This is a genomic window from Gluconacetobacter entanii, from assembly GCF_003206495.1.
Taxonomy (GTDB): Bacteria; Pseudomonadota; Alphaproteobacteria; order Acetobacterales; family Acetobacteraceae; genus Novacetimonas; species Novacetimonas entanii.
The window spans coordinates 19,883-43,032 of sequence record NZ_NKUF01000023.1; the positions used below are offsets into that span (position 1 = coordinate 19,883).

General features: G+C 64.5%; 16 protein-coding genes. 11 read left to right on the plus strand and 5 right to left on the minus strand.

The window, feature by feature from the left end; all coding sequences use genetic code 11:
• Positions 1-5 precede the first annotated feature (5 nt).
• Positions 6-1,154 carry an acyl-CoA dehydrogenase family protein gene (locus CFR72_RS10725; protein WP_110913938.1) on the minus strand — a complete coding sequence of 383 codons (1,149 nt, stop codon included), beginning with the start codon at positions 1,152-1,154 and terminating at the stop codon, positions 6-8.
• 360 nt (positions 1,155-1,514) lie between these two features.
• Here CFR72_RS10725 and panB point away from each other — a divergent pair, with 360 nt between their 5' ends.
• Together panB and CFR72_RS10735 are read left to right on the plus strand one after the other, a co-directional pair.
• A complete protein-coding gene (gene panB / locus CFR72_RS10730) occupies positions 1,515-2,330 on the plus strand; it encodes a 3-methyl-2-oxobutanoate hydroxymethyltransferase (RefSeq protein ID WP_110913939.1) in 816 nt (271 codons plus the stop codon).
• Positions 2,331-2,394: 64 nt separating this feature from the next.
• Positions 2,395-3,741 carry an MFS transporter gene (locus CFR72_RS10735; protein WP_110913940.1) on the plus strand — a complete coding sequence of 449 codons (1,347 nt, stop codon included), beginning with the start codon at positions 2,395-2,397 and terminating at the stop codon, positions 3,739-3,741.
• A 118-nt stretch (positions 3,742-3,859) separates the two neighbouring features.
• Here CFR72_RS10735 and CFR72_RS10740 read toward each other — a convergent pair whose 3' ends face one another.
• Positions 3,860-6,337: a TonB-dependent receptor gene (locus CFR72_RS10740; protein ID WP_208630016.1), complete on the minus strand. Its 2,478-nt coding sequence runs from the start codon at positions 6,335-6,337 to the stop codon at positions 3,860-3,862.
• A 207-nt stretch (positions 6,338-6,544) separates the two neighbouring features.
• Between CFR72_RS10740 and phoU the strand changes: the two genes are divergently transcribed.
• From phoU to CFR72_RS10765, 5 genes are all read left to right on the plus strand, one after another.
• The gene (phoU, locus tag CFR72_RS10745; protein WP_110913963.1) at positions 6,545-7,312 is read left to right on the plus strand and encodes a phosphate signaling complex protein PhoU; all 768 of its coding nucleotides are present in this window, start codon (positions 6,545-6,547) and stop codon (positions 7,310-7,312) included.
• Entirely contained in the window at positions 7,309-8,097 is a 789-nt protein-coding gene (locus tag CFR72_RS10750) for a response regulator (protein ID WP_110913941.1), read from the plus strand. The genes phoU and CFR72_RS10750 overlap by 4 nt, the downstream gene beginning before the upstream one ends.
• A 45-nt stretch (positions 8,098-8,142) precedes the next feature.
• Complete coding sequence (locus CFR72_RS10755; protein WP_110913942.1) at positions 8,143-9,444, plus strand: sensor histidine kinase; 1,302 nt, start codon at positions 8,143-8,145, stop codon at positions 9,442-9,444.
• A gap of 138 nt (positions 9,445-9,582) precedes the next feature.
• Positions 9,583-10,755, plus strand: coding sequence for an OprO/OprP family phosphate-selective porin (locus tag CFR72_RS10760; RefSeq protein ID WP_110913943.1), 1,173 nt, complete (start codon positions 9,583-9,585; stop codon positions 10,753-10,755).
• Between the two features lie 411 nt (positions 10,756-11,166).
• A complete protein-coding gene (locus CFR72_RS10765; protein ID WP_244182255.1) occupies positions 11,167-11,628 on the plus strand; it encodes a MucR family transcriptional regulator in 462 nt (153 codons plus the stop codon).
• Between the two features lie 92 nt (positions 11,629-11,720).
• On the opposite strand, the gene CFR72_RS10770 is transcribed toward CFR72_RS10765, so the two are convergent.
• The gene (locus CFR72_RS10770) at positions 11,721-12,173 is read right to left on the minus strand and encodes an Rrf2 family transcriptional regulator (protein WP_110913964.1); all 453 of its coding nucleotides are present in this window, start codon (positions 12,171-12,173) and stop codon (positions 11,721-11,723) included.
• Positions 12,174-12,253: 80 nt separating this feature from the next.
• On the opposite strand from CFR72_RS10770, the gene hmpA reads away from it, so the two are divergent.
• Entirely contained in the window at positions 12,254-13,462 is a 1,209-nt protein-coding gene (hmpA, locus tag CFR72_RS10775; RefSeq protein ID WP_110913945.1) for an NO-inducible flavohemoprotein, read from the plus strand.
• Between the two features lie 192 nt (positions 13,463-13,654).
• On the opposite strand, the gene CFR72_RS10780 is transcribed toward hmpA, so the two are convergent.
• Together CFR72_RS10780 and CFR72_RS10785 are read right to left on the minus strand one after the other, a co-directional pair.
• Positions 13,655-14,311: an IS1595 family transposase gene (locus tag CFR72_RS10780; protein ID WP_110913946.1), complete on the minus strand. Its 657-nt coding sequence runs from the start codon at positions 14,309-14,311 to the stop codon at positions 13,655-13,657.
• Between the two features lie 65 nt (positions 14,312-14,376).
• On the minus strand, positions 14,377-16,803 hold the full coding sequence (locus CFR72_RS10785) for a TonB-dependent receptor (protein WP_110913947.1): 2,427 nt from the start codon (positions 16,801-16,803) through the stop codon (positions 14,377-14,379).
• A 365-nt stretch (positions 16,804-17,168) separates the two neighbouring features.
• Here CFR72_RS10785 and CFR72_RS10790 point away from each other — a divergent pair, with 365 nt between their 5' ends.
• The 3 genes from CFR72_RS10790 (at position 17,169) to CFR72_RS10800 (ending at position 23,135) form a co-directional block, all read left to right on the plus strand.
• The gene (locus CFR72_RS10790; protein ID WP_110913948.1) at positions 17,169-19,688 is read left to right on the plus strand and encodes an excinuclease ABC subunit UvrA; all 2,520 of its coding nucleotides are present in this window, start codon (positions 17,169-17,171) and stop codon (positions 19,686-19,688) included.
• 247 nt (positions 19,689-19,935) lie between these two features.
• Entirely contained in the window at positions 19,936-20,838 is a 903-nt protein-coding gene (locus CFR72_RS10795) for a LysR family transcriptional regulator (protein ID WP_110913949.1), read from the plus strand.
• A 257-nt stretch (positions 20,839-21,095) separates the two neighbouring features.
• Positions 21,096-23,135, plus strand: a complete 2,040-nt coding sequence (locus CFR72_RS10800) for an FUSC family protein (protein WP_110913950.1) — start codon at positions 21,096-21,098, stop codon at positions 23,133-23,135.
• Positions 23,136-23,150 lie beyond the last annotated feature (15 nt).

Here is a 23,150-nt window from a genome sequence, read left to right on the forward strand (position 1 = left end):
CGATGTCAGGCCCCGCGTGCCAGCGCCGTGCGTCCCGACAGCATCAGCGCCGTGTCGGATTGCGGGGTATGGATGCGCCCGCACAGGACATCGCGGTAATGGCGTTCCAGCGGGTTGTCCTGCGACAGTCCCGGATTGCCGATCGCCGCGATGGCGCGTTCGGTGGCGCGGATCGCGTTCTCCGTCATGACATATTTCACCATGTTCGCCTCGGCAAGGCTCAGCGTCCCGTCCTCCTCCCGCGCCAGCGCATGCGACAGCAGCGCCGTGTTCGGCAGCAGCAGGGCCTCGATCTCGCCCAGCAGCACCTCGAAGCGCGGCAGCGTCGCCAGCGGTCTGCCAAGGCCGGAGGGCACGCGGTCATGCAGGAACGACACCAGCCATTCCCGCCCCGACCGCGCCACCGCGTCATACAGCGCCGCAATCACGATGGCATGCCAGATGGCGACGAAACTGTCCTTCTCCTGCCACGCCTCCGGCGCGCGCAGGTCCGCGATCGCGTCATCGGGCAGGCGCACATTGTCAAAGATGACGGTGTTGCTGCCGGTCGCGCGCATGCCCATCTGGTGCCATGTCTTCTCGATCCGGATGCCCGGCGTGCGCATGTCCACCAGTACCTGCCCGGTGCGGAACGGTTCCTCCTCCGTGCTGACCCAGACGAGGCCCCAGCGCAGGGCGGTTGAGCCTGTGGAATAGATCTTGGTTCCGTCCAGCCTCCATCCGTCCGCGTCGCGGCGGATGCGTGTCGCGGGACGTCCCCCGCGCGACGGCGTGCCAAGGTCAGGCTCCACCCGCAGCGCATTGAGCAGCGCGCCCTCGCGCACCGCGCTTTCGCCGACCCTGCGGCGCAGGTCCTCGGGCCATGTGCCCGATGCGGCGATGGCGGCGTGCTGCAGGTACTGCATCCCCACGATCAGCGCCGTGGACGGATCGCCCTGCGCCAGCGCCGCCACGACGGTCACGATATCGCGCAGCGGCGCCGCCTGCCCGCCAAAGGCACGCGGGACGCTCAGCCCCAGAAGGCCGGCCTGCTGCAACTCGGCAAGGTTTTCGGTCGCGATTTCCCCGCTGCGGTCATGCGCGGCCGCGCGGGTGGCGAAACGCGCGGCAAGGTCGTGCAGGTCGGCCTGCGTGCAGGGGAGTGTCATGGTCATGGCCCTGTGTGCGGTTCATGGGTGGGGACGTATGGTAGGGGGTGCGGGCGGTGTTGGGCACCCTTTTTCCGGGTGTGGCCCCTTTCGAAGCTTTTTGAAAAAAGCTTCACCAAAAACTTTTATGAATTCAGGGCATGTTCCATAATATGTGGAGGGAATAATTCTATATCCTTCCCAAAAATCACCATAATATTCAAAAGTCTTTTTGCTTCTTTTTCTTCAGAAAAAGAAGACCCTTCCCTCATGCATCCCCCCTGCCAATCCCGTGTATTTACAAGGACGTTCGTGCTGCGATATCCGGATGCAGCGGCGCGTGGCCTCTTGCGGGGTTCCATCGCGCCCCATTGGCAGGAGGCTTCATTGAGTACCACCACACAGACCCGTCGCCGAACCATCCGTGACGTGACCAAGGGCGAGGTGCCGGGCGTATGGCTGACGGCCTATACCGCGCCGGTGGCGCAGCGGCTTGATGCGCATGTGGATGTCATGCTGGTGGGGGATTCCCTTGGCATGGTGGTCTATGGCCTGCCCAGCACGGTTGGCGTCACGATGGACATGATGATCGCCCATGGCGCGGCCGTCATGCGCGGGTCGCACCGTGCGCTGGTGGTCGTGGACATGCCGTTCGGGTCGTACCAGGAATCCCCCGCGCAGGCGTTCCGCAATGCCGCGCGCATCATGGCGGAGACGGGATGCGGCGCGGTCAAGCTGGAAGGTGGCGCGGAAATGGCGGAGACGGTGCGCTTCCTGACGCAGCGCGGGGTGCCGGTATGCGGGCATGTCGGCCTGATGCCGCAGGCGGTCAACACGACGGGCGGTTTCCGCACGCAGGGGCGTGATGCGGCACAGGCGGCGAAGGTCACGGCCGACGCCCACGCCATTGCCGACGCCGGGGCGTTCGCCGTCGTGATCGAGGGCACGGTCGAACCCGTGGCGCGCGCGATTACGCAGGAACTCGCGGTGCCGACCATCGGCATTGGTGCCTCGGTGGCCTGCGACGGGCAGGTGCTGGTGGTTGACGACCTGATCGGGGCGTTCGGCGATTTCACCCCCCGCTTCGTCCGCCGCTATGCCGAGGTGGGGGCGATGATCGACGATGCCGCCGCCCGTTATGCCGATGACGTGCGCAACCGTCGCTTTCCCACCGATGCGCAGTGCTTCGGAACCCGCCGGTAAGGAAGGATCGACGGGTGGTGGGAAGCGTGCCATGCTGATGCCTTGCTGAAGCAGAGACGGTGCGGTGCAGATCCTTCCCCTTTCCCCTGTCGCGGCGGATACGGCGCGAACGCCCGCCTTTGGCGCGCGTGAACTGCTGGCGTTCGGGGCGGGAGACCTTGCGTTCAACATCATCTGGGGGCTGATGCTCAGCTACCTGGAATATTTCTATACCGACATCTGCCTGTTCCCGCCCGCGTCCGTCGCCCTCATCCTTTTGTGCGCGCGCGCCATCAGCATCGTGGCCGACCCGGTGGTGGGCATGGTGATCGACCGCCGTCCGGCGGGACGGCAGGCGCTGCCGCTGCTGCGCGCGGGGCTTTTGCCGTTCGCCTTCATGATCGTGCTGGCCTTCGTGCCGATGGGCGGGCAGGCGGGGGTGGCGCGTTACGTGTGGGCCTGCGTCACCTATATGGGCCTGTGCGTGACCTACAGCGTGACCAACACCGCCTATGGCGCGCTGACCAGCCTGATTTCCGACGACCCGGCCATCCGCCTGCGCCTTGCCAGCGCGCGCATGGTGGGGGCGGGGTGTGGTACGCTCTTGATCGCGGTGCTGGCGCTGCCGGCGGTGGACTGGCTGGGCCATGGCGACAGGCGGCACGGCTTCATGCTGTTCATGATGATTGTTGCGGTGGTGGTCGCCGCCCTGCTGGGGCTTGTGGCCACGCTGTGCCACGAACGCGCCCGTGCGCACCGCGACCGCCTGCCGGTGCGGGTGCTGGCGCGTGCGCTGCTGCGCAATGGCGGGTGGCTGCGCCTGACGGGGGCGATGATCCTTGTGATGCTGGGATCGACCTTCATGTTCGGGGCGCTGGTCTATTACGTGCGTTTCGTGCTGGGTGGCAGCGACCATGACGCGGGCTGGATCCTGGGCGCGATGAACGTGCTGGGCCTGTGCGGCAGCGCGTGCAGCGCGACACTCGCCCGGCGGTGGGGCAACCGGGGCCTGATGGGGGTGGGAACGTGCCTGTGCGGGACGTGGCTGATGCTGGCGTGGCTGTGCCCGCCGTCATGGGCGGTGACGGTGGCGGCGATGTGCCTGTTCGGCCTGTGCCTTGGCCTGTGCAACCCGGCCTGCTTCGCGCTGCTGGCCCAGTATGTGGAGGACGGTGCGCGCGCAAGCGGCGTGCGTACGGCGGGGCTTGCATGGGCGCTCAATTCCACGGCGTCGAAACTGGCCTTTGACGGCGGGGGCAGCATGCTGGCGTGGCTGTTGGCGGGATACGGGCTGGTTGCGGGCGACCATGCGCAGGCGGCGGCCGCGCGCGCGGGCATCGGGGTCGGGTTCCTGGACATTCCGGCCTGTGCCTTTGTCGCCGCCGGGGTGGCCGTGCTGCTGCTGTGCCCGCGTCCGGCCAGGGATGCCTAGAAACTGTTGATAAAGGAATAGAAGTTTTTGGTGAAGCTTTTTTCAAAAAGCTTCAGAAGACGTCGCCTTTTTAAAAAAAGGCGACACCCAAAAACTTTTATTCATTTCCCCTAACCGTTCAGAACCCGGTGGAGGCCGTGAACAGCACCGCAAGGCCGCCGCCCAAGTAATAGGTCGGCGTCTGTCCGGCGATGGTGGTGCCATGCACGCCGGTCGTGTCGCGCGCGTTGAAGGTGGGGGTGGCGACACCGGACAGGTAATGCTGGTTGGTGATGTTGATGAAGTTCATGCGCAATTCCGGCCGCGACAGGAAATAATGGCTGTCCATGCGGTATCCGAACGCAAGGTTGCCGGTGGTATGGTCCGACAGGCGTTCGTCATTCATGAAGGTCGCATACTGGTGGCCGACATATTTCACGTCCGCCATGCCAAAGAAATGCCCGTCGTCATAGCTGATGCCCGCTGACGCCTGCAGCGTCGGGCTGTTGACGGCGGTGCGCCCGCGCGTGCGCAGCAGGTCGCCATTGACGGAAATGTCGTCGTCGATGGTGGCATGCAGGTATTCCCCCGACAGGTACGGGCTCCAGTGGTGCCACGGATGGGTGCCGATCTCCACATCCACGCCGCGCGTCGTCTGCCCCCCGCCATTGAGGGTGGAGGCCACGGTCGCATTGTTCACGTCGATGGTGGTCTGGATCTCGCGGTTGGTGAAGTCGTAGTTGAACAGCGTCACCCCCCCCATCAGCCACGTCCCGGAATAGCGGTAGCCCAGCTCCTCCGACACGGAATACTGGTTCTTCACCCGGTTGGGGTCGAGTGCGCCTGTAATCGGGCTGTAGGTGGTGAACAGCGCGGATTCGTCGGGCGTGCGGAAACTGGTGGTGGTGTTGAAGAACACCTGGTGGCGCGGCGTGATCTGGTAGCTGATGGCCATGCGCGGCAGCGGGATGGACGTGTTGCTGCCGACATTGGTCTGGTTCCACGCGGCATCGGTCGTGCTGCAGTGCCGGTCGAGCATCACGTCCTTGAACCCGACCTCAAGGTGCAGCTTCTTGTGCAGGAACGTCATCCGGTCGCCCACGTACAGGGCGTTGGTCTGTGCGATGGAATGGAAGCCGCCCGCCTGCAACTGCCGCCCGTCGGGGGTCAGGATGGTGCGGCTGATGCGGTCCACCCAGATGTCGGGGGCATATCCGTTCGCACTGACGGCGGTAAAGGGCTGTTTCTCATTGTCGTCGGAATAGTCGTACCATGCCCCCAGCACGAGGTCATGGTTGGCGATGTGCCAGTCCAGCGTGGCGTTCACCCCGGCGCGGTAGCTGTTCTGCGTCCAGTTCGCGCGCACCAGGTCATCCACGCCCGGAACCCCGCGCGGTGTCGCCTGCCCCTCGGCATACATCCCCGCATCCGCCAGCGTCGTGCCCGACGGGTCGTTGCCATAGCTCCACTGCGCATAGGGCGTCATCTTCAGCCGCAGCCCGTGCGTCAGGTTGAAATGCGAGGGGGCGGCGACATAGAAGATACGCTCCGGCTGGCGGTACAGCGGCGCGTAATCCGCCCCGCCCGCCGCGTCATCGGGGTCAAAGGTGCGCGCAAGGTTGTTTGCCGCGCCATACGGCCCCGACTGTTTCCAGTCCGCCTTGTCCACCAGCGGGTAGTAGCTGGAGACCATCGTGTTCCATGTCCCGATGAGGGAGACGCGGTTGTCATCGCCCCAGTCGCGCAGGAACTTGAAATCGATATGCTGGCGTTCGTCATGCCCCGGCCCGCGCCAGTTGTCGGTATAGCCGTGGGAGTAGGAGACGAAGCCGCGGATGCCGGTATGCCCGATGGTGCCCGTCTCCAGCCGCAGGAATTCGCGGTTGGTGTTGTATGATCCGTATGACACGTCGGCATAGCCACCGGCACGTTCCGCCGGGTCGCGGAACGTCATTTCCATCAGGCCGCCCGCCGCGTTGAGCACGGGGGCGTCAAGGTCCGCCGCCCCCTGGGCGAGGGAGACGGTCTGGTAATTCTCCGTATCCGCGAACTGCCCCGGATAGCCGTTGTAATAGGCGATGTCGTTGAGCGGCATCCCTTCGAGCAGGTAGCCGATCGAATCCCCGCCCATGCCGCGCACGTTGATGTTCGTTTGCGGCGAGAAGCCGAGCGGGTCGGAGGTCGCGACATTCGCGCCCGGCAGCATCGCGACCATGTCGAACGCCGTGGCGGAGGGGGCCTGCTTGTCCATGAAGTCGGTGCCGATGGTGCTGACGGATTTCGGGGCCTTCTCCTCCCGCAGCAGGCCGCCGCCGGGCTGGTGGCCGTGGGGATGCGCCTGGGTTACGGAAATGTGTTCGTGCGCGGGGGCGGGCATGGCGGCGTTCGGGTGCGGCGTGGTGGCGGCCGCGTGCCGGGCGCCCGCGCGCGATGCGGTGGCGGGCGTTGCGGCAGGTGTTGTGGTGGATGTGGCCGCAGGGGCCGTCGCAGACGTCGCGGGGGCCGCCCACGCGGTGTCATTCGCCCCGCCAAGCACCGCCATGACGGCAGCCAGCACATGGCGCGGTGCGGCGCGGGTCGGTGCCGGATGGTGCTGCAAAAGGACGCGGCGGGTCATGGGGCGGCGGTTTCCTTGGCAAAAGACGTTTGAAAATGTTGATGTTTCAGAAATATGACAATAGCGCCGTCCCCGGCTTTCCACCTTGGAAGAAACGCGCAGGCGATATAATATACCTGCCATCAGGTCCGTAAGCCCTGAAATCATGGTGAAATATGCGCCGTACCGATCGGGCGCATGGCGGACGCGGAAATGGGACAGGGGCTGATGGGACAGGAATCCACACATATCGTCAGCAGTTTCGAACAGGAACTTGAACGGTTGCGCGCCATGATGGTTCGCATGGGCGGGCTGGTGGAACGCCAGACATCGCAGGCGGTCGCCGCCGTGGTGGACCATGACGAAAACGCCGCCGCCGCCGCCCCGGAACTCGACCCGCAGGTCGATGTCCTCGAACGCGATGTGGAGGCGATGGTCATCCGCATCCTCGCCCTGCGCTCCCCGGTGGCGGGCGACCTGCGCGAGGTCGTCTCCGCGCTCAAGATCACGGGCGACATGGAACGCATCGGCGACTGCGCGGCCTCGGTCGCGCGGCGGTCGCTGCGCACGGAACTGCTGGGCACGCGCGTCTCGCTCAGCGGCCTGCGTGGCATGGGACGCCTGGTGCAGGACAACCTGCGCCGCGCGATCGACGCCATGACGCAGCGCGACCCCGAAAAGGCGTACGAGGTGTGGCAGTCGGACACGGCGGTCGATGAACTCTATACCGCGATGTTCCGCGAACTGGTGACGTACATGATGGAGGACCCGCGCAATATCGGGCCGTGCACGCACCTGCTGTTCATCGCCAAGAACCTGGAGCGCATCGGCGACCACGCCACCAACATCGCGGAGCGTGTGTACTACACCGTGACCGGCGACATCCTGCCGGTCGTGCGCCCGCGCGGCGGGTTTTCCGGCACGGCGGCCACCCCCGACGACGCGGTGCGGGAGGAGCTGGCAAAGAATGGCGTGGGAGGGGATGACGCGCCGTGACGTCGCTGTCCACCGCCACCCCTGCCGCCGAATCCACCGCCGAACCCCGTGCGAAGATCCTCGTGGCGGAGGATGACGAGGCGCTGTCCGTCCTTGTCACCTATAACCTGGAGGCGGCGGGATACGAGGTCCGCGCCGTGGCCGACGGGCTTGATGCGCTTGAACAGGTGGGATCGTGGCAGCCCGACCTGCTGGTGCTGGACTGGATGCTGCCGGGCCTGTCGGGGGTGGACCTGTGCCGCAGGCTGCGCGCGCGCGGCGGGGCCATGCGCGACATGCCCGTGCTGATGCTGACGGCGCGCACCGCCGAAAGCGACAGCGTGCATGCGCTCGATACCGGGGCGGATGACTACCTGACGAAACCCTGCGGGATGGAGGCGCTCAACGCCCGCGTGCGCGCCCTGCTGCGGCGCAGCGTGCTGAATACGGGCGGCGCCCCCACTGCCGCGCCACAGGTCGATGCGACGGCGGTGCTGCGGTTCGTCGATGTCGTGCTTGATCCCGTCAGCCACCGGGTCACGCGCGCGGGCCGCGTGCTGTCGCCCGGCCCCACGGAATACCGCCTGCTGGAATTCTTCATGCGCAATCCCAACCGCGTCTTCTCGCGCGAGGATCTGCTGCGTTCGGTCTGGGAACGCGGGGTGCATGTGGAATCGCGCACGGTCGATGTCCATATCCGCCGCCTGCGCCGCATCCTTAACGAAGGCGACCTGCCGGACCTGATCCGCACGGTCCGGGCCAGTGGCTATGCCCTTGATGACATGTCCGGTGACGTGACGCCCTGATGACCGCCCGGCCACGGATGGTCTGGCCCGGCACGGTGCGCGCCCATGCATGACCTCCTTGCGGGTGTCGTGCTTGGCGGTGGGGGATATGCCCTGACGCGCGCCATGGTGTCGCGGGCCGTGCGATGGTACCGGGGGCGGGAGGACGACGTGCCCCCCGACATGATGCCACGGGATATGGAGGCGGACGCGCAGGCCGCCATTGTCACGGACCGCCCGGCGGGCCGCCTGCTCCGGCGTGATGACCCGGCGCGTGTCGATCCGCTGGCCACGCTGCCACATATGCTCGACCTGCTGCCCGGCGCATGCATCGTCTTTGGCCCGCGCGGGGACCTTGCCCATGCCTCCACCTCGGCGCGGGACATGTTTGGCGACACGCTCGGCGCGATCGTGCGCCATCCCGCGACGCAGCAGGTGCTCGAACAGCTTTCGACCACGGCGGAGACGACCGTGACACTCGATGTCCCGGTGCGCCGGGTCGTGCGCGTGCTGCTGCGCCGGATCGCGCCGAGCGTGCCGGGCGCGCGCGGGGTTGTCGTCGCATTGCTGGAGGACCGGACGTGGCAGGATGCGCTGGACCGCATGCGCGGCGATTTCGTCGCCCATGCCAGCCATGAACTGCGCACGCCGCTGGCCGCGCTGTCGGGGTTCATCGAAACCCTGCGCGGGCCTGCCGCCAATGACGCGCCGGCGCGCGCGCGCTTCCTTGGCATCATGGCGGGACAGGCCGAACGCATGCTGCGCCTGCTGGATCGGCTGTCGTACCTGTCGCGGGTGCAGATGGTCGAACACCAGCGCCCACGCACGCGCATCGACATCGCCCCCGTCGTCGCCCGCGCCATGGACGAGGCCCGCCCCCTGCTGGAGGGCGCGGACATTACCTGCGCGCTCGACGTTGCGCCCGATACAGCGCCGGTCATGGCCGATGCGGACCAGATCGTGCAGGTGATGCTCAACCTCGTGGGCAACGCCATCCGCTATGCCCCCGGTGTTGCGGGGCGCAGGGCGCGCGTGGATGTCACGGTGGCCAACGCGCCGGGGCGTGACGGGGGGGCGCATGCGCCGTGGCCGTGCGGCGGGGGCGTCGTGGTGTGCGTGCGTGACAATGGCCCCGGGATTCCCGCGCGTTACCTGCCGCGTGTGACGGAGCAGTTCTATCGCGTGCCGGGACAGGTGCAGCAGGGCACGGGCCTTGGCCTTGCGATCGTCAAGCATATCGTTGACCGCCATGGGGGCCGCCTGCAGATCGAAAGCCGCGAGGGGGAGGGCACGGCCTGCACGCTGTGGCTGCCCCCGGCGGAGGACGGGGCGCGTGACCGGCGCGGGGATGCCGTGGCCGCCGCCTGAAGGTGCATGCCTCACATTTGCGCTGCGGTCGTGCGTGACGTTTCGCACGGTGATGACGGGATGTTATGACCCGCCCGTCGGGGAATGTGTGGGGGAGTGCGGGTTCCTGTGTCGGGTCGGTGGAAAATCGTATCGGGGATGTGCCTGCTGCTGCTGCCCTGCGCGCAGGCCCATGCGCAGGCCGTCCCCACCGTGACCCTGCCGGGCATTACCATCCGCCCCTATGCCACGGACCAGTTGGATGTCGGCGGTTTCGCGCAGTCCGCGCCCACACCGATGGGCACGGGCGCACGTGGCGCGCGCCTGCGCAATGGCGTGCGGATGAACATCCACCAGCAGGTGGAAATTGGCGCGATCTGGGATTTCGGCCCCGCCCCCAACGGTCCGATGCGCCTGTTCGAGGGGCAGGTGTCCTATGTCGGGCTGAAGCATTTCGTCTTTACCGCCGGGGTGTTCAAGCCCAGCTTCGGGCTTGAATCCATGCAGGCGCAGGGCGACACCATCTTTGTCGAACGCGCCAGCATTTCCACCGTGACACGCAACCTTGCCGCCGGGATCGAACGCCAGGCGGTGCAGGCCGAAACCTATGGCCGGCGCTATCACCTCGCTCTGTCCGCCACCGCCGGGACCGCGGGGCCGGGGCAGGACGGCAACCAGCGCGGCATGGCGTTCCGTCTGGTGGGCCTGCCGGTGCGCACGCATTCGCTGCTGGTGCATCTGGGATTTTCGGGGGAATGGGCCTTTCGCCCCGCCGCCATCAGCGGCAGCGACCCCGCCGTGTCACTGTCCGACAGTCCCGAGATCAATCCTGGCACGGTGTCGAAATACCTGCATACCGGCAGGCTGTATGCCGACAGCGCCGGGGCCTTCGGCGTGGAGGCCGCGGTGGCGTGGAAGCGTCTGCTGTTCCAGGGGGAGGGGTACGATATCCTCGTCAACAGCCACATGCCCACGGCGGGCGGGAAGTTGCGTTTCCATGGGTGGTATGGCGACCTTGCCTATACGCTCAATGGCCGCCCGCGCGCGTGGAAGGGGCGGTCGGCCGCGTTTTCATCGCCGACATGCGACCGTGCGCAGCATGTGGCGTGCAACGGGTACGGCGTGCTGGAGGTCGCGGCGCGGTATTCGCAGGTGGACCTGCATTCCGGGGCGGTCCATGGCGGGAACCAGAAGATCGCGGCCCTTGCCGTCAACTGGTGGCCCACCGACATCGTCAGGGTGACGCTGGAATATGAATACGGGCAGGTCACCGGCAGCACCAGCGCGGAACGGTTCGAGGGGATCATGTCGCTGTTTCAGGTCAAGTTCTGATCCAGGCCAACCCGTTGATGAAAAAGGGGGGCGCGTGTCGCCCCGCATGGCACGGAAGCCGCGGGGTACAGGCGCGCGGCGCCTGATGGATATCTGCAATAAAGATGGGAACTTTCCAGATAGCCATCGCGATGAATACACAAGACATGCCATCCTGACCTGTCACGGTGGATGGCGACGGGCAGGTTCATAATGACGGGGATGTCGTCATGTATAACTGTTCCTCGTAATATATGACATGATATGGTGATTTCATGAAGCTGCATATATATGCGGCTTCATACCGCATGGAGATGAGAATTGCGTATTGGGCGGCATGGGATTATTATCATGCAGCCGGTGATATTATTATGATTTTTTTGTATGAATGGTGGCAAATTGGATAAAAAACTCATCCAGAACTCTGAAATCATGTCCCTGACGACGGATATCGTTTCAGCTTACATGGCCAATAACAGCCTGCCGCCGGAGCGCGTGCCGGAACTGATCCGCAATGTCTTCACTGCCCTTGGCGCCACCGCCGATGGCTGGCAGGACAAGGTGGAGCCACAGCAGCCTGCCGTGCCGATCAAGAAATCCGTCTTCCCCGACTACATCATCTGCCTTGAGGACGGGAAAAAGCTCAAGATGCTCAAGCGGCACCTTGACCGTGCCTATGGCATGACCCCGGACCAGTACCGGGAAAAGTGGGGCCTGCCGCCGCATTATCCGATGACCGCGCCCAACTATGCCGCCAAGCGCTCCGCCCTTGCGCAGCAGAGCGGACTTGGACGCAGCATCACCAGTGCCTCCGCCACGCCTGCCGCCGCGCAGGCGGACGCGGAAGCACCCGCGCGTGCGCGGGGCCGTCGCAGGAAGAACACCGGGGACTGAGTTCCCGCAACAGGTATCCGCGAACGGGAACCTTCAGGTGCCGCCTTTTCCATGGGAAAGGCGGCATTTCTTTTGACCCGCGCGACGCGCCCTCAGGCGGCCGGGGGCGGCGGAGCGTCCAGGAAGCGGCGTTCATGCGCCGTGATCGCCTGCGCCAGCGTATAGCTGTCGAGCACCCCCATGAACGAGTCCAGCGCCTCGTCCAGTACGCCGCGCAGCGAACATCCCCCCACCAGCAGGCACGGCCGCGTCCCCTCCACCGGGGGTTGCATGCAGGTCACAAGGCCGAGGTCTTCCTCGGTATAGCGTACGACATCGCCAATGCGGATTTCCTCCTCCGGGCGGCCAAGGCGCAGTCCCCCCCTGCGGCCACGCAGAGTCTCCACAAAGCCGCCACGGCCAAGCCGGTGGATGATCTTGACCAGGTGATTCTCCGAAATGCCATAGGCCTGTGCAATCTCGTGGATGGAGGTCAGGCGGTCGGTATGGATCCCCAGATAGATCAGTGTCCTCAGGGCATAGTCTGTATGCAGGGTTAAACGCATGGGCGTGAGGTATCCAACATTGACATCCTTTTCCAGCATTATAAAAGATGTGCGAAACAGACATCTTATTGGAGACTTCCATGGCTTCCCCCCTTGATGACAGGACCCGCGCCATCATCAGCGCCTGCGTGCCCGCGCTGGAGGCGCACGGTCTTGCCATCACGACCGAGATGTATCGCCGCCTGCTGGCCAACCCGGACATCCGCGACCTGTTCAACCTGTCGCACCAGCGCGATGGCGAACAGCCACGCGCACTTGCGCTCGCGGTGCTGGCCTATGCGCGCAATATCGAAAATCCCGGCGCGCTGTCGGGCATGATCGAACGCATTGCCGAAAAGCATGTCGGGCTGAACATCCTGCCGCAGCATTACCCGTATGTGGCCGATGCCCTGCTGGGTGCGATCGCCCATGTGCTGGGCGATGCCGCGACGCCCGAAATCATGGAAGCGTGGGGGAAGGCGTACTGGTTCCTGGCCGAAATCCTGATCGGGCGGGAGGAACAGATCTATGAGGCGCATGCCGCCGCCCGTGGTGGCTGGGTCGGATGGCGGGCGTTTCGCGTGCGTGCGCGCGTGCCGCAGGCCGAGGGCGTGGTTTCCTTTGAACTGGTGCCCGAGGACGGCAGGCCGGTGATGCGCCACCAGCCGGGGCAGTATCTCAGCTTCCGCCTTGACGTGCCGGGCCATGGGTCCGAACGCCGCAATTACAGCATTTCCTCCGCGCCGGATTCGGGTCATTACCGCATCAGCGTGCGCCGCATTGATGGCGGCGTGGTGTCCGACTGGCTGGATGATACGGTGCGCGAAGGCGCGATCGTGCAGGTTTCCGCCCCGGCGGGGGACTTTACCCTTGCCTGCCCGCCAGCGTCGCCCCTGGTCTTCCTCAGCGCGGGTGTGGGCCTGACGCCGTTCATCTCCATGCTTGGCGCGCTGGAGGAAAGCGGGGCGCAGGTGCCGGTGCGCTATATCCATGGGACGCGCACCCCCGCGACGGAGGCGTTTGGCGCCTATATCCGCGATCTTGCGGCGGCAGGGAAACTGACGGCGGATATCTTCTACAGCCGCGAAGCGCCCAAGGGGGAGGACGCCCCCGCCGGTGTGACGCGGCACGAAGGGCGGGTGACGCCGCAATGGCTGAAGCAGCAGGTGGATGCAAGGGCGACGTGGTACATCTGCGGGCCGGATGGCTTCATGCGTGACATGGTCGCGGCATTGCGGGAGGCGGGCGTGCCACGCGAACGGATCCGTTACGAATTCTTCGGCTCCGCCGCCGATGCGGTGCTGGTGTAAGGGTCGGTACAGAAAAACGCCTGCCCCATGATGGTGGGGCAGGCGTGGTCTGAAATCACCTTGATATTAATCAGGATAAAAGTTTTTGGGTGCCGCCTTTTTTTTAAAAAGGCGGCGTTCTTTGAAGCTTTTTGAAAAAAGCTTCACCAAAAACTTTTGGGGCTGGCATAGGTAAGCATTGTTTGGGACGGTTCACGCAGGCAGTTTAGCCCATTGAGTGAGGATTTTCAGGAGTTTTGCAGGCGAGCGGATGTTGAAGAGCCACTCGCACTCGGCCAGGAAGAGATGGAAGTCCTTGCGTGGTATTCCATTGTATCGACGCAGATGCCGTTTCGCCTGGCTCCAGAAATTCTCGATGCCATTGATATGGTTTCTGCCCAAGGCAAGATGCCTGCTGTGATCGATGCGTTCGTGATGAAATTCCGAGACATCCAGTTTGTCGTAAGCGTGCCAGGAATCGCTGTAGACGATTGAATCCGGCTGCACTTTCTTTCGAATGATCGACATCAGCGTCTGATGTCCTGCATTGGGGATCATGACGGCATGGACGCGGCCATGCCGTTTCAGCAGGCCAAAGACAGCCACTTTTCCGGCAGCACCCCGGCCCCGTTTTCCTTTGCGATGTCCACCGAAATAGCTCTCATCGACTTCGATTTCACCTGAGACCGGTGCCTCATGAGCAATCTGTTCCGCGATGATCTCTAGCAATTTGCGGTAATACAGGGTCGCTGTATTGCGATTGACGCCGACAAGTTCGGCGGCACTCCGGGCGGGTGTGCCCGCAACGAAGTGCTCCAGAAGACGCTTTTGGATGCTGACAGGCAGCCGGCTGCGACGACGTACTTTCATGCGACACATCAAGCCTCTGTTGGCTTACCTATGCCAGCCCCAAACTTTTTTAAATTTCCCGTCGATCAGAAGCTTGCCCCGACCGTCAGGAAGAACATGCGCGGTGCGATCGGATAGGCGGTATACTGGCCGCTGGCATAGGTGGTGTTCAGCGTGGACCACCCGCGCGTGCCCGTCAGGTTGGTAATGTTGCCCTGGATCTTCAGGCCCTGCACATGCGGGATGTTGCGGATGGTGTATCCGGCATTGATGCTGAACAGGGCATAGGACTTGGCCGACAGGTCGTTGGTGAAGGTGGTGTAGCGCCGGCCGATCACGTCGCCGATGAACTGCCCGTAGAAATCGCCCCAGTTGGTGGAGGCCACGAACTTTTCGGTCCAGTTCGGGATGCCCGCGACATTCTTGCCCGCCGTCGGCACGATCGTGGTGCCGGTCGCGTAATTGTCGTTATAGACGGACTTGTTATACGAAAGCGCGTTGTAGAAGGAGAAGTGTGGCCCGAACTGCGCCGTCATGGAGAAGTCCATGCCGTCGGTGCTGACCGAACCCACGTTCGTCAGGATGCTTGCGCTGCCGATGATGTAGGACACGTTGCTGTTATAGGGCGAGGAGGCGACCGACAGCAGGCGGTTTGAATAATGCACGTGGTAATATTCAAGCTGTCCACTGATGTTCGTCAGCGGCCCGAGATGGACATGGCGGTTGGTGCGCAGGCCGGTTTCATATGTCCATGCGGTTTCCACCTTGCCGTGCTTCTTGAAATCCTCGAACGCGGCCTGGCTGGTCATGCCCCACGGGCTGGCATTGCCATAACCCGTATCCTGGAAGGAGCGCATGTTTTCCTGGATGTTCGCGAACCACTGTTCATGCGGCGTGATGTTCCACAGCGCACCGAACGCGGGCAGGAAGGGCTTGGCCGTATTGATGTTGCCGCCGGGAATGGTGCGCGCGGTCGAGGGCGAGAGCGATCCCGGCAGGGCCGCGACCGGCAGGGTGCCGTCGGTATAGACCAGTTCCGACTTGAACCCGGCGCTGAGCATGAAGTTCTTGGTGATCTGCCAGCTATCCTGCAGGTGCGTCGTGATGGTGTTGGTATAGAACAGGTTGGTGTACTGGTGGATCAGCGGGTTCTGCTGCCGGTCATAGGGGCTGGTGGGATCGTTGATGTCGAATGCGTACCAGCGCCGGGCCTGCGTATTGTCGTTGCGTTCGTACCAGCCGCCAAGTTCGATGTTATGATGGCCCACTTTGTAATGCAGGGTGGACATGATGCCGCCGCGATTGTCCCAGTATTCGGTCGTGCGCGTCGCCATGCCCGAACCGCCGAACACGCTCGAAAGCTGGGTGGAGGAATCATTGGGGAAATAGGCGCTGAACAGGGTCGGCAGGCCGGCGGCGCTGATCGGGCCTGCGACGACGCCTTCGCCCATGTCATGGTGGTAATAGATCTGGTTGTCCCAGTGCAGGTTGGACGAGAAATCATGCGTCCACTTCACATAGGCAAGGAAATCCTCGCGCTGGGCGTCGGAATAGTAGTTGCGGTAATTGTTGCCAGCCGCCGTATAGGCAGCGGACCCGTTATAGTAATTTACCGCTTCCTTCAGGTTCGGATACAGGAACGGGCGGACATACATGCTGCCGCCGGCGGGTTCGACAATCCCGTCCTCGTTCGGTTCCACCTTGTCCGACCAGTCGAAGAAGGCCGTGACCTTGTCCTTCGACCCCTTGTGGACGAACTTGGCGTTGACCTGGTTGCCGCCCTGGTGGCCCGCGAAATCCCACGCCCGCGCATCCTGCCGCGCCCATGAGAAATAGGCCGAGTTGCCATTGCCGAAATCACCCGTATCGACACGGGCAAAGGTGCGGAAGGTGGACCAGCTGCCGAATGTCTGCGAAATCTGGCCGCCCGCCTTGTGCATCGGGTCCTGCGTCGTGAATTCCAGCGAACCGCCAAGGTTGGAGGTCGAGGCCGTACCCAGCGCGCCAGCACCTGTCGCGACCGAGGTGGAGGCGATATTCTCGCTCAGCGCCGCGCGCTGTGGCGACAGGCCGTTATAGTTGCCATAGGACTGGTCGCCCAGCGGGACACCATCAAGGGTGAAGCCAAGCTGGTTCTGGTTGAAGCCATGGATGTACAGCGACGAATTCTGTTCGTTGTTGCCCCATGGGTCGGCATTTTCAAAGACAACGCCCGGAAGAATCTCAAGCGCCTTGACCGGGTTGATACCCGGCAGGATGCGCTGCAACTGGGTGTGGTTGATGCTCTGCTCCGAACGCGTGCGCCGGGCGGTCGCCATGATCTGCTCCACATTGCCGGTGGAGTATCCGTCTTTATCCTTCTTTGTTGTCGCACTGGTCTTGTGGGGGGTGCGGATAGACTTCTTCTGCGCCGCCGGTGTCTGTACCGTCTGGGAATGAGCAACGGACAGCGCGATGGTAGAGCAGAACAGGCCAAGGGCAATACGACCACTACGGATCAGCTTGGGTGGCACCTGGGATTCTCCTGAGTGAAAAGGCAGGAGATGATCTATCTGCACGGTTGCGTTAATTCATGTGAAGCTTTCATGACATTGCGCGCGTGCAACACCGGATTTGTGAAATGACCACAAAGGCGCCCGAAAAGGTGCGTCGGGACGTCACCCGGACATTCGTTGCGACTCCATTTTCGGAAATCCTGTGACACTGTCATAATTTTGTAACAATGTGGGATCGTACGACCGCGCTGGTCTGTTGCAACATGACGGGTGGCATGTCCGTGCCATGTGCGGCGGCGTGTCCGCGGCCATGTGCGTGGCGGGGTTGAACGGGGGGGCAGGGGGTGGGATCATGGCGCGATCCACCCGCCGGAGTACGCACCATGCCGTCATCGCCCCCGCCGTCACCACTGGACCGACAGGATTTCGTACGCGTGCGCGGCGCGCGCGAACATAACCTGCGCGATGTGGATATCGACGTGCCGCGCGACACCATGGTGGTGTTTACCGGCGTGTCGGGGTCGGGCAAGTCGTCACTGGCGTTCGGGACACTGTATGCGGAGGCGCAGCGCCGCTACCTTGAATCCGTCTCCCCCTATGCGCGGCGCCTGTTCCAGCAGATGCCGGTGCCCGATGTCGATACCGTCGATGGCCTGCCCCCCGCCATCGCGTTGCAGCAGCAGCGCGGCGGCAGTTCGGGGCGTTCGTCCGTCGGCAGCATCACGACGCTGTCGAACCTGTTGCGCATGCTCTATTCCCGCGCGGGGACCTATCCCCCCGGCCTTGCACGGCTGGAGGCGGAATCCTTCTCCCCCAACACGCCGATGGGCGCGTGCCCGCGCTGCCACGGGCTGGGACGCGTCCATGACGTGACGGAGGCCACGCTGGTCCCCGATGACAGCCTGTCGATCCGCGACCGCGCTGTCGCCGCGTGGCCCACCGCGTGGCAGGGGCAGAACCTGCGCGATATCCTGATCACCATGGGCATCGACGTGGACTGCCCCTGGCGTGACCTGCCGCGCAAGACGCGCGACTGGATCCTGTTTACGGATGAAACACCCACCGTCCCCGTCTATCCGGGCCTGACGCATGCGCAGGTGCAGGCCGCGATCGCCAAGGGGGTGGAGCCTGCATACCAGGGCACCTTTACCGGTGCGCGGCGTTACGTCACCCAGACCTTCGCCAATTCACAGAGCGAGACCATGCGCAGGCGCGCGGCGTCGTTCATGATCTCCACCGACTGCCCGGTCTGCCATGGGCAGCGGCTGAATCCAGATGCGCTGCGCGTGACGTTCGCGGGAATGAACATCGCGGCGATGGTCGCGCTGCCGCTGGGGCGCATCCGCACCGTGCTGTCGGGGGTTGCCGACGTGGCCGCCAGCACGGATGACGACGCCATCGCGATCGCCGCGCGCAGCATCGCCGCCGACATGGTCGCGCGCATCGACGTGCTGGCGCAGCTTGGTCTGGGATACCTGCAGATGGATCGCGGGGTGCAGACGCTCTCCCCCGGGGAATACCAGCGCCTGCGCCTTGGCACGCAGATCCATTCCAGCCTGTTTGGCGTGGTCTATGTGCTCGACGAACCTTCATCGGGGCTGCATCCTGCGGATACGCAGGCGCTGCTGGCCGCGCTGGACCGGCTGTGTGCTGCGGGCAATTCGCTGTTCCTTGTGGAACACAACCTCGACGTCATCCGCCATGCCGAATGGATTGTCGATGTCGGGCCGGAAGCGGGCGAGCGCGGGGGCGAAATCCTGTATTGCGGCCCGCCAGACGGCCTGCGCGATGTCACGGCGTCGCGCACGCGCGATTACCTGTTCGCCGCGTCGCAGGTGGTGGTCCATACGCCGCGTACGCCGCAGGGGTGGCTGGAACTTGCGGATATCCGCTGGAACAACCTCGACGGGCTGGACGTCGCCTTTCCGCTGGGGGCGTTCACGTCCGTGACCGGGATCTCGGGGTCGGGGAAATCCTCCCTCGTCAGCCATGCGCTGACCAGCATCGTCGCACGTGCGCTGGGGCAGGCCCTGCCCGTGGCGGAGGAGGAGGAGGACAGCCAGGCCCCCACCCCCGAACTCCGCCAGCCCGAAGGGCGCGTGGCCTCCGGGCTGGAGGGGATCGACCGCCTTGTGGTGATCGACCAGAAACCCATCGGCCGGACCCCGCGCTCCAACCTTGCGACCTATACCGGCCTGTTCGATGTCGTGCGCAAACTGTATGCCCGCACCGACCTTGCCCGCGCGCGCAGATATGATGCCGGGTGGTTCTCCTTCAACCTGGCGAAGGGACGCTGCCCCCACTGTCAGGGGGCGGGGTCGGTGATGGTCGAACTGCTGTTCCTGCCCAGCGTCTATGCCCCGTGCCCGACCTGCCATGGCGCGCGCTACCGGCCGGAGGTGCTGGAGGTGACCTACCGCGATCGCTCCATCGCCGATGTGCTGGCGATGAACGTGGACCAGGCGCTGGATTTCCTGTCGGACGTGCCCAATGCGGCGACCTGCCTGTCGATCTTGCAACGCAGCGGCCTTGGCCACCTGCGTCTGGGCCAGCCTGCGACCGAACTGTCCGGTGGGGAGGCGCAGCGCATCAAGCTTGCGACCGAGCTTCAGAAACAGCGGCGGGGCCATACGCTCTATGTGCTGGACGAACCGACCACCGGGCTGCACCCGTCCGACGTGGATCGCCTGTCGGCGCACCTGCATGAACTGGTGGACCAGGGCAATACCGTGATCGTGGCCGAACATGACATGCGCATGGTCGCGGGCGGGGACTGGGTGATCGACATGGGGCCGGGTGCGGGGGAGGACGGCGGCACGGTCGTCGCCGCCGGGACGCCCGCCGAGGTGGCGAAGGCCGCGCGGAGTGCGACGGCACCGTTCCTTGCGCGGTATGTGGGGTAGGATCTTCTTTTCTGTAGAAAAAGAAGCAAAAAGACTTTTGATCAATCCGGGAAAGAAGCAGCCTGCCGGGACTGTGTTCAAAAATTCAAAAGTTTTTGGTGAAGCTTTTTTCAAAAAGCTTCAGGAAACGCTGCCTTTCTGGAAAAAGGCGGCATCCGAAAACTTTTATGAATTCATCCTCCGACTGTCCCGGAACATACATCTTCTATAAAACAGGGACGTTACCCCTGACCCGACGGGAGATGCCGTGTTCCTGCGCCAGTTGACCTACCTGATCGCCCTAGAGCGTTTCCGCCACTTCTCCCGTGCGGCGGAACATTGCGGCGTGTCGCAGCCTGCGCTGTCGGCGGGGATCAGGCAGCTTGAAAACGAACTGGGCGTATGCGTCATCCATCGCAACCGCCGCTTCCTTGGCCTGACAGAGGAGGGGCGGCGTGTCCTCGCATGGGCCAAGCAGACGCTTGCCGCCCTTGATGGCCTGAAGCAGGAGGCCGCGTTTGCGCAGGACGTGGCGGGCGGGTCGCTGTCGATCGGGGTGATGCCGCCGGCATTGCTGACCATCCCGCTGCTGCTGGAAAGTTTCCGCACCGCCATCCCCAGCCTGCATCAGGAAGTACGCTCCGCCGCGGCGGGCGACATCGCGCGCATGCTGCGTGAGCATGAGGTGCAGTTGGGCGTGACCTACCTTGACCAGGTGCCGGTGGGGGGCGCGTTCGACGTGCGGCCGCTTTATGCGGAACAGTACGTGCTGGCGGGTGCGATGTCCGCCCCCGTGCCCGACGGGGCCGAATGTGACTGGGCGGAGGTCGCGTCCATTCCGCTGTGCCTGTTCACCCGCAACCTGCGCAGTCGCCAGATCATTGATGCCGGGTTTCGCGACGCGGGCGTGACCCCCACCATCATGCTGGAGACGGATTCCATCAGCCTGCTGCATTCCGAACTGCGTGCGGGCCGCCTGTGCAGCATCCTGCCGGTCGCGGCCCTGCCGGAGAGTGTGGGCGGCGCGGGCCTGCGCACCTGTCCCATCGTGCCCTGTGTTGCGCCGGAGGTCGCGATCGTACGCCTGCGACAGCCCAACCCGTCCGCCGTGCTGACGCGGATATGGGAGGTGTGCATGCGGTTGCGGACCGATGACGTGTTCTGTGTGTAAGGGGAAGGGTCTTCTTTTTCTGTAGAAAAAGAAGCAAAAAGACTTCTGATCCATTAAGGTAAAAAGGCAGCCTGCCGGGACCCTGTTCAAAAAATCAGAAGTTTTTGGTGAAGCTTTTTTCAAAAAGCTTCGACAGACGCCATCTTCCTGAAAAAAACCGGCACCCGCAGACCCGCCCTTCATAACCCCTCCTTATCATCTCATCACGACAAACGATTGGACCCGCGCGGGGCCGCGTCTGCATGGTCGGCCCCGTCATGACCGCGCGCGCCCACGATCCCGATACGTTGTCCGCCCTCCTGCCGTCCTTCGTGCGGAAACTGTCGTGGCTGTATGCGCCCTCGCTTGCGGATTTCGCCTTTGCCCTGCGCACGGCGTTTGCCGCGATCCTGTCGCTGCTGATCGCCATGTGGATGGAACTCGACAGCCCGCAATGGGCGCCGCTGACGGTGTGGGTGGTGGCGCAGTCCTCCCGCGGGGAAAGCCTGGCGAAGGCGCGCTGGCGCGTGGCGGGGACGCTGCTGGGGTCGGTTGCGGCGATGACGCTGATTGCGGCGTTCCCGCAGGCGTCGGGCCTGTTTTTCTGCGCGCTGGCGCTGTGGATCGGCCTGTGCTGCGCGGGGGCGACGCTTCTGGACAATTACCGCGCCTATGGACTGGTGCTGACGGGCTTTACGTCGGCCATCATCGCAACCGGTGCGATCCTGGAACCCGACCATGTATTCGACATCAGCGTCGCGCGCACCAGTTACATCGTGCTGGGCGTTGTGTGCGAGGCGACGCTGGCGATCCTGTTCATGCCCTCCGTCGGCCCCCATGCGCGACAGGCGCTGCATGCGCGCCTGATGCGGGCGTTCGCCAACACGACGCGCACGGTTGCCGACCTGCTGGAGGGGGAGATCTCGCCCGCCGCGATGGGGACGACGCTGGGTGAACTGGTGGCGTTCAACAGCCAGGTGGAATTCAGCGAGCTTGAACTCGAACCTGGCAGCCGGACGGGCGACCATGCGCGCGCGGCGCTTGCGGGGCTGCTGGCGCTGCTGGCGCGTGTGCGGGGGGTGTCGCTGCTGCTGTCAGGTGGGGTGCAGGCCCCGGAGGTACGGCGCGATGCACGGGAATATGTGCGCGAACTGTGCGCGCTGCTGCGCGATGGCGGGGCGGACCCGGCGGAGATGGCCGCGCGCGTGACGCGTCTGCAGGCGCTGTGGCACGCACGGCAGGCAACGGCGGCCCATCCGGCGCTGGGCGCCCTGTTTGTGGAACTGCTGGCGGATGTGGGGCAGGTCCTGTCTGAAATCCGCGCCAGTGACAATCCGGTGCGCCACGACCATTTCCGCTTTCGCGTCACGTCGCGCCGGCATGCGGTGGAGGCGCTGGAAAACGGCGTGCGCGCCTGCTGCGCCATCCTTGGCGCGTGGCTGGTGTGGGAGGTCACGGCATGGCGGCAGGGGGCGGCGTTCATTTCCTTCCTTGCGCTGGTCTATGGCCTGCTGGCGACGCGCGAAAACCCGGTCATCGCGGGCATGCCCTTCTTCAAGGGGGGGCTGTACTGCGCGGCGGTGGGGACGGTGCTGGCGTTCTGGGTCATCCCGGCCATCACCGCGCCGGAAATGCTGGTGTTCGCGCTGCTGGTGCCCATGACCATCGGCGGCCTTGCCGCGCGCAATGCGGCGACGGCGGGATATGCGTTTTCATTCAACATGTTCCTGCCGGTGCTGATCGGCCCGATGAACCAGGGACGCTATGACGAGGTCGCGTTCCTCAACGGGACGCTGGCGTTTTTGTGCAGCATCCTGTTCGCCATCCTGACCTATCGCATGGTCGTGCCGTTCCGCATCGATTCCCACATGCGCCGCACGGCGGCATGGACCGCGCGCCGCCTGCGGGGCCTGGGCGCGGGGCGCAACCGCATGGCCGCGCACCAGTGGCTTGCGGCCTGCGCGGGCAGTCTGGTGCGCATATTGCGCAATTCCACGACCGTCCCGCCGGAGATGGTCGAGCAGTACATGCGCGCGGAACTGCGGGCGATGACGCTGGGGCTGAGTGTCATTGCCCTGCGGGATGTGGCGCGCCGCAACGACCTGCCCCCCGCCACGCGGCAGGCGCTGGCGCTGTTCCTGCGCCGGTGGCAGCAGGGGCGGGCGGGCGAACATGGCACCCTGCGGATGATCGAGGGACGGGTCGCCCATACCCCCGTGCCCCCACAGGCCGCGCAGGAACGGCAGGTCGTGCTGTCATGCCTTTACCTGGTGCGCACGCTGCTGGCCCCGGGGGAAAAAGGCACTTCATCGGAATAAAAGTTTTTGGTGAAG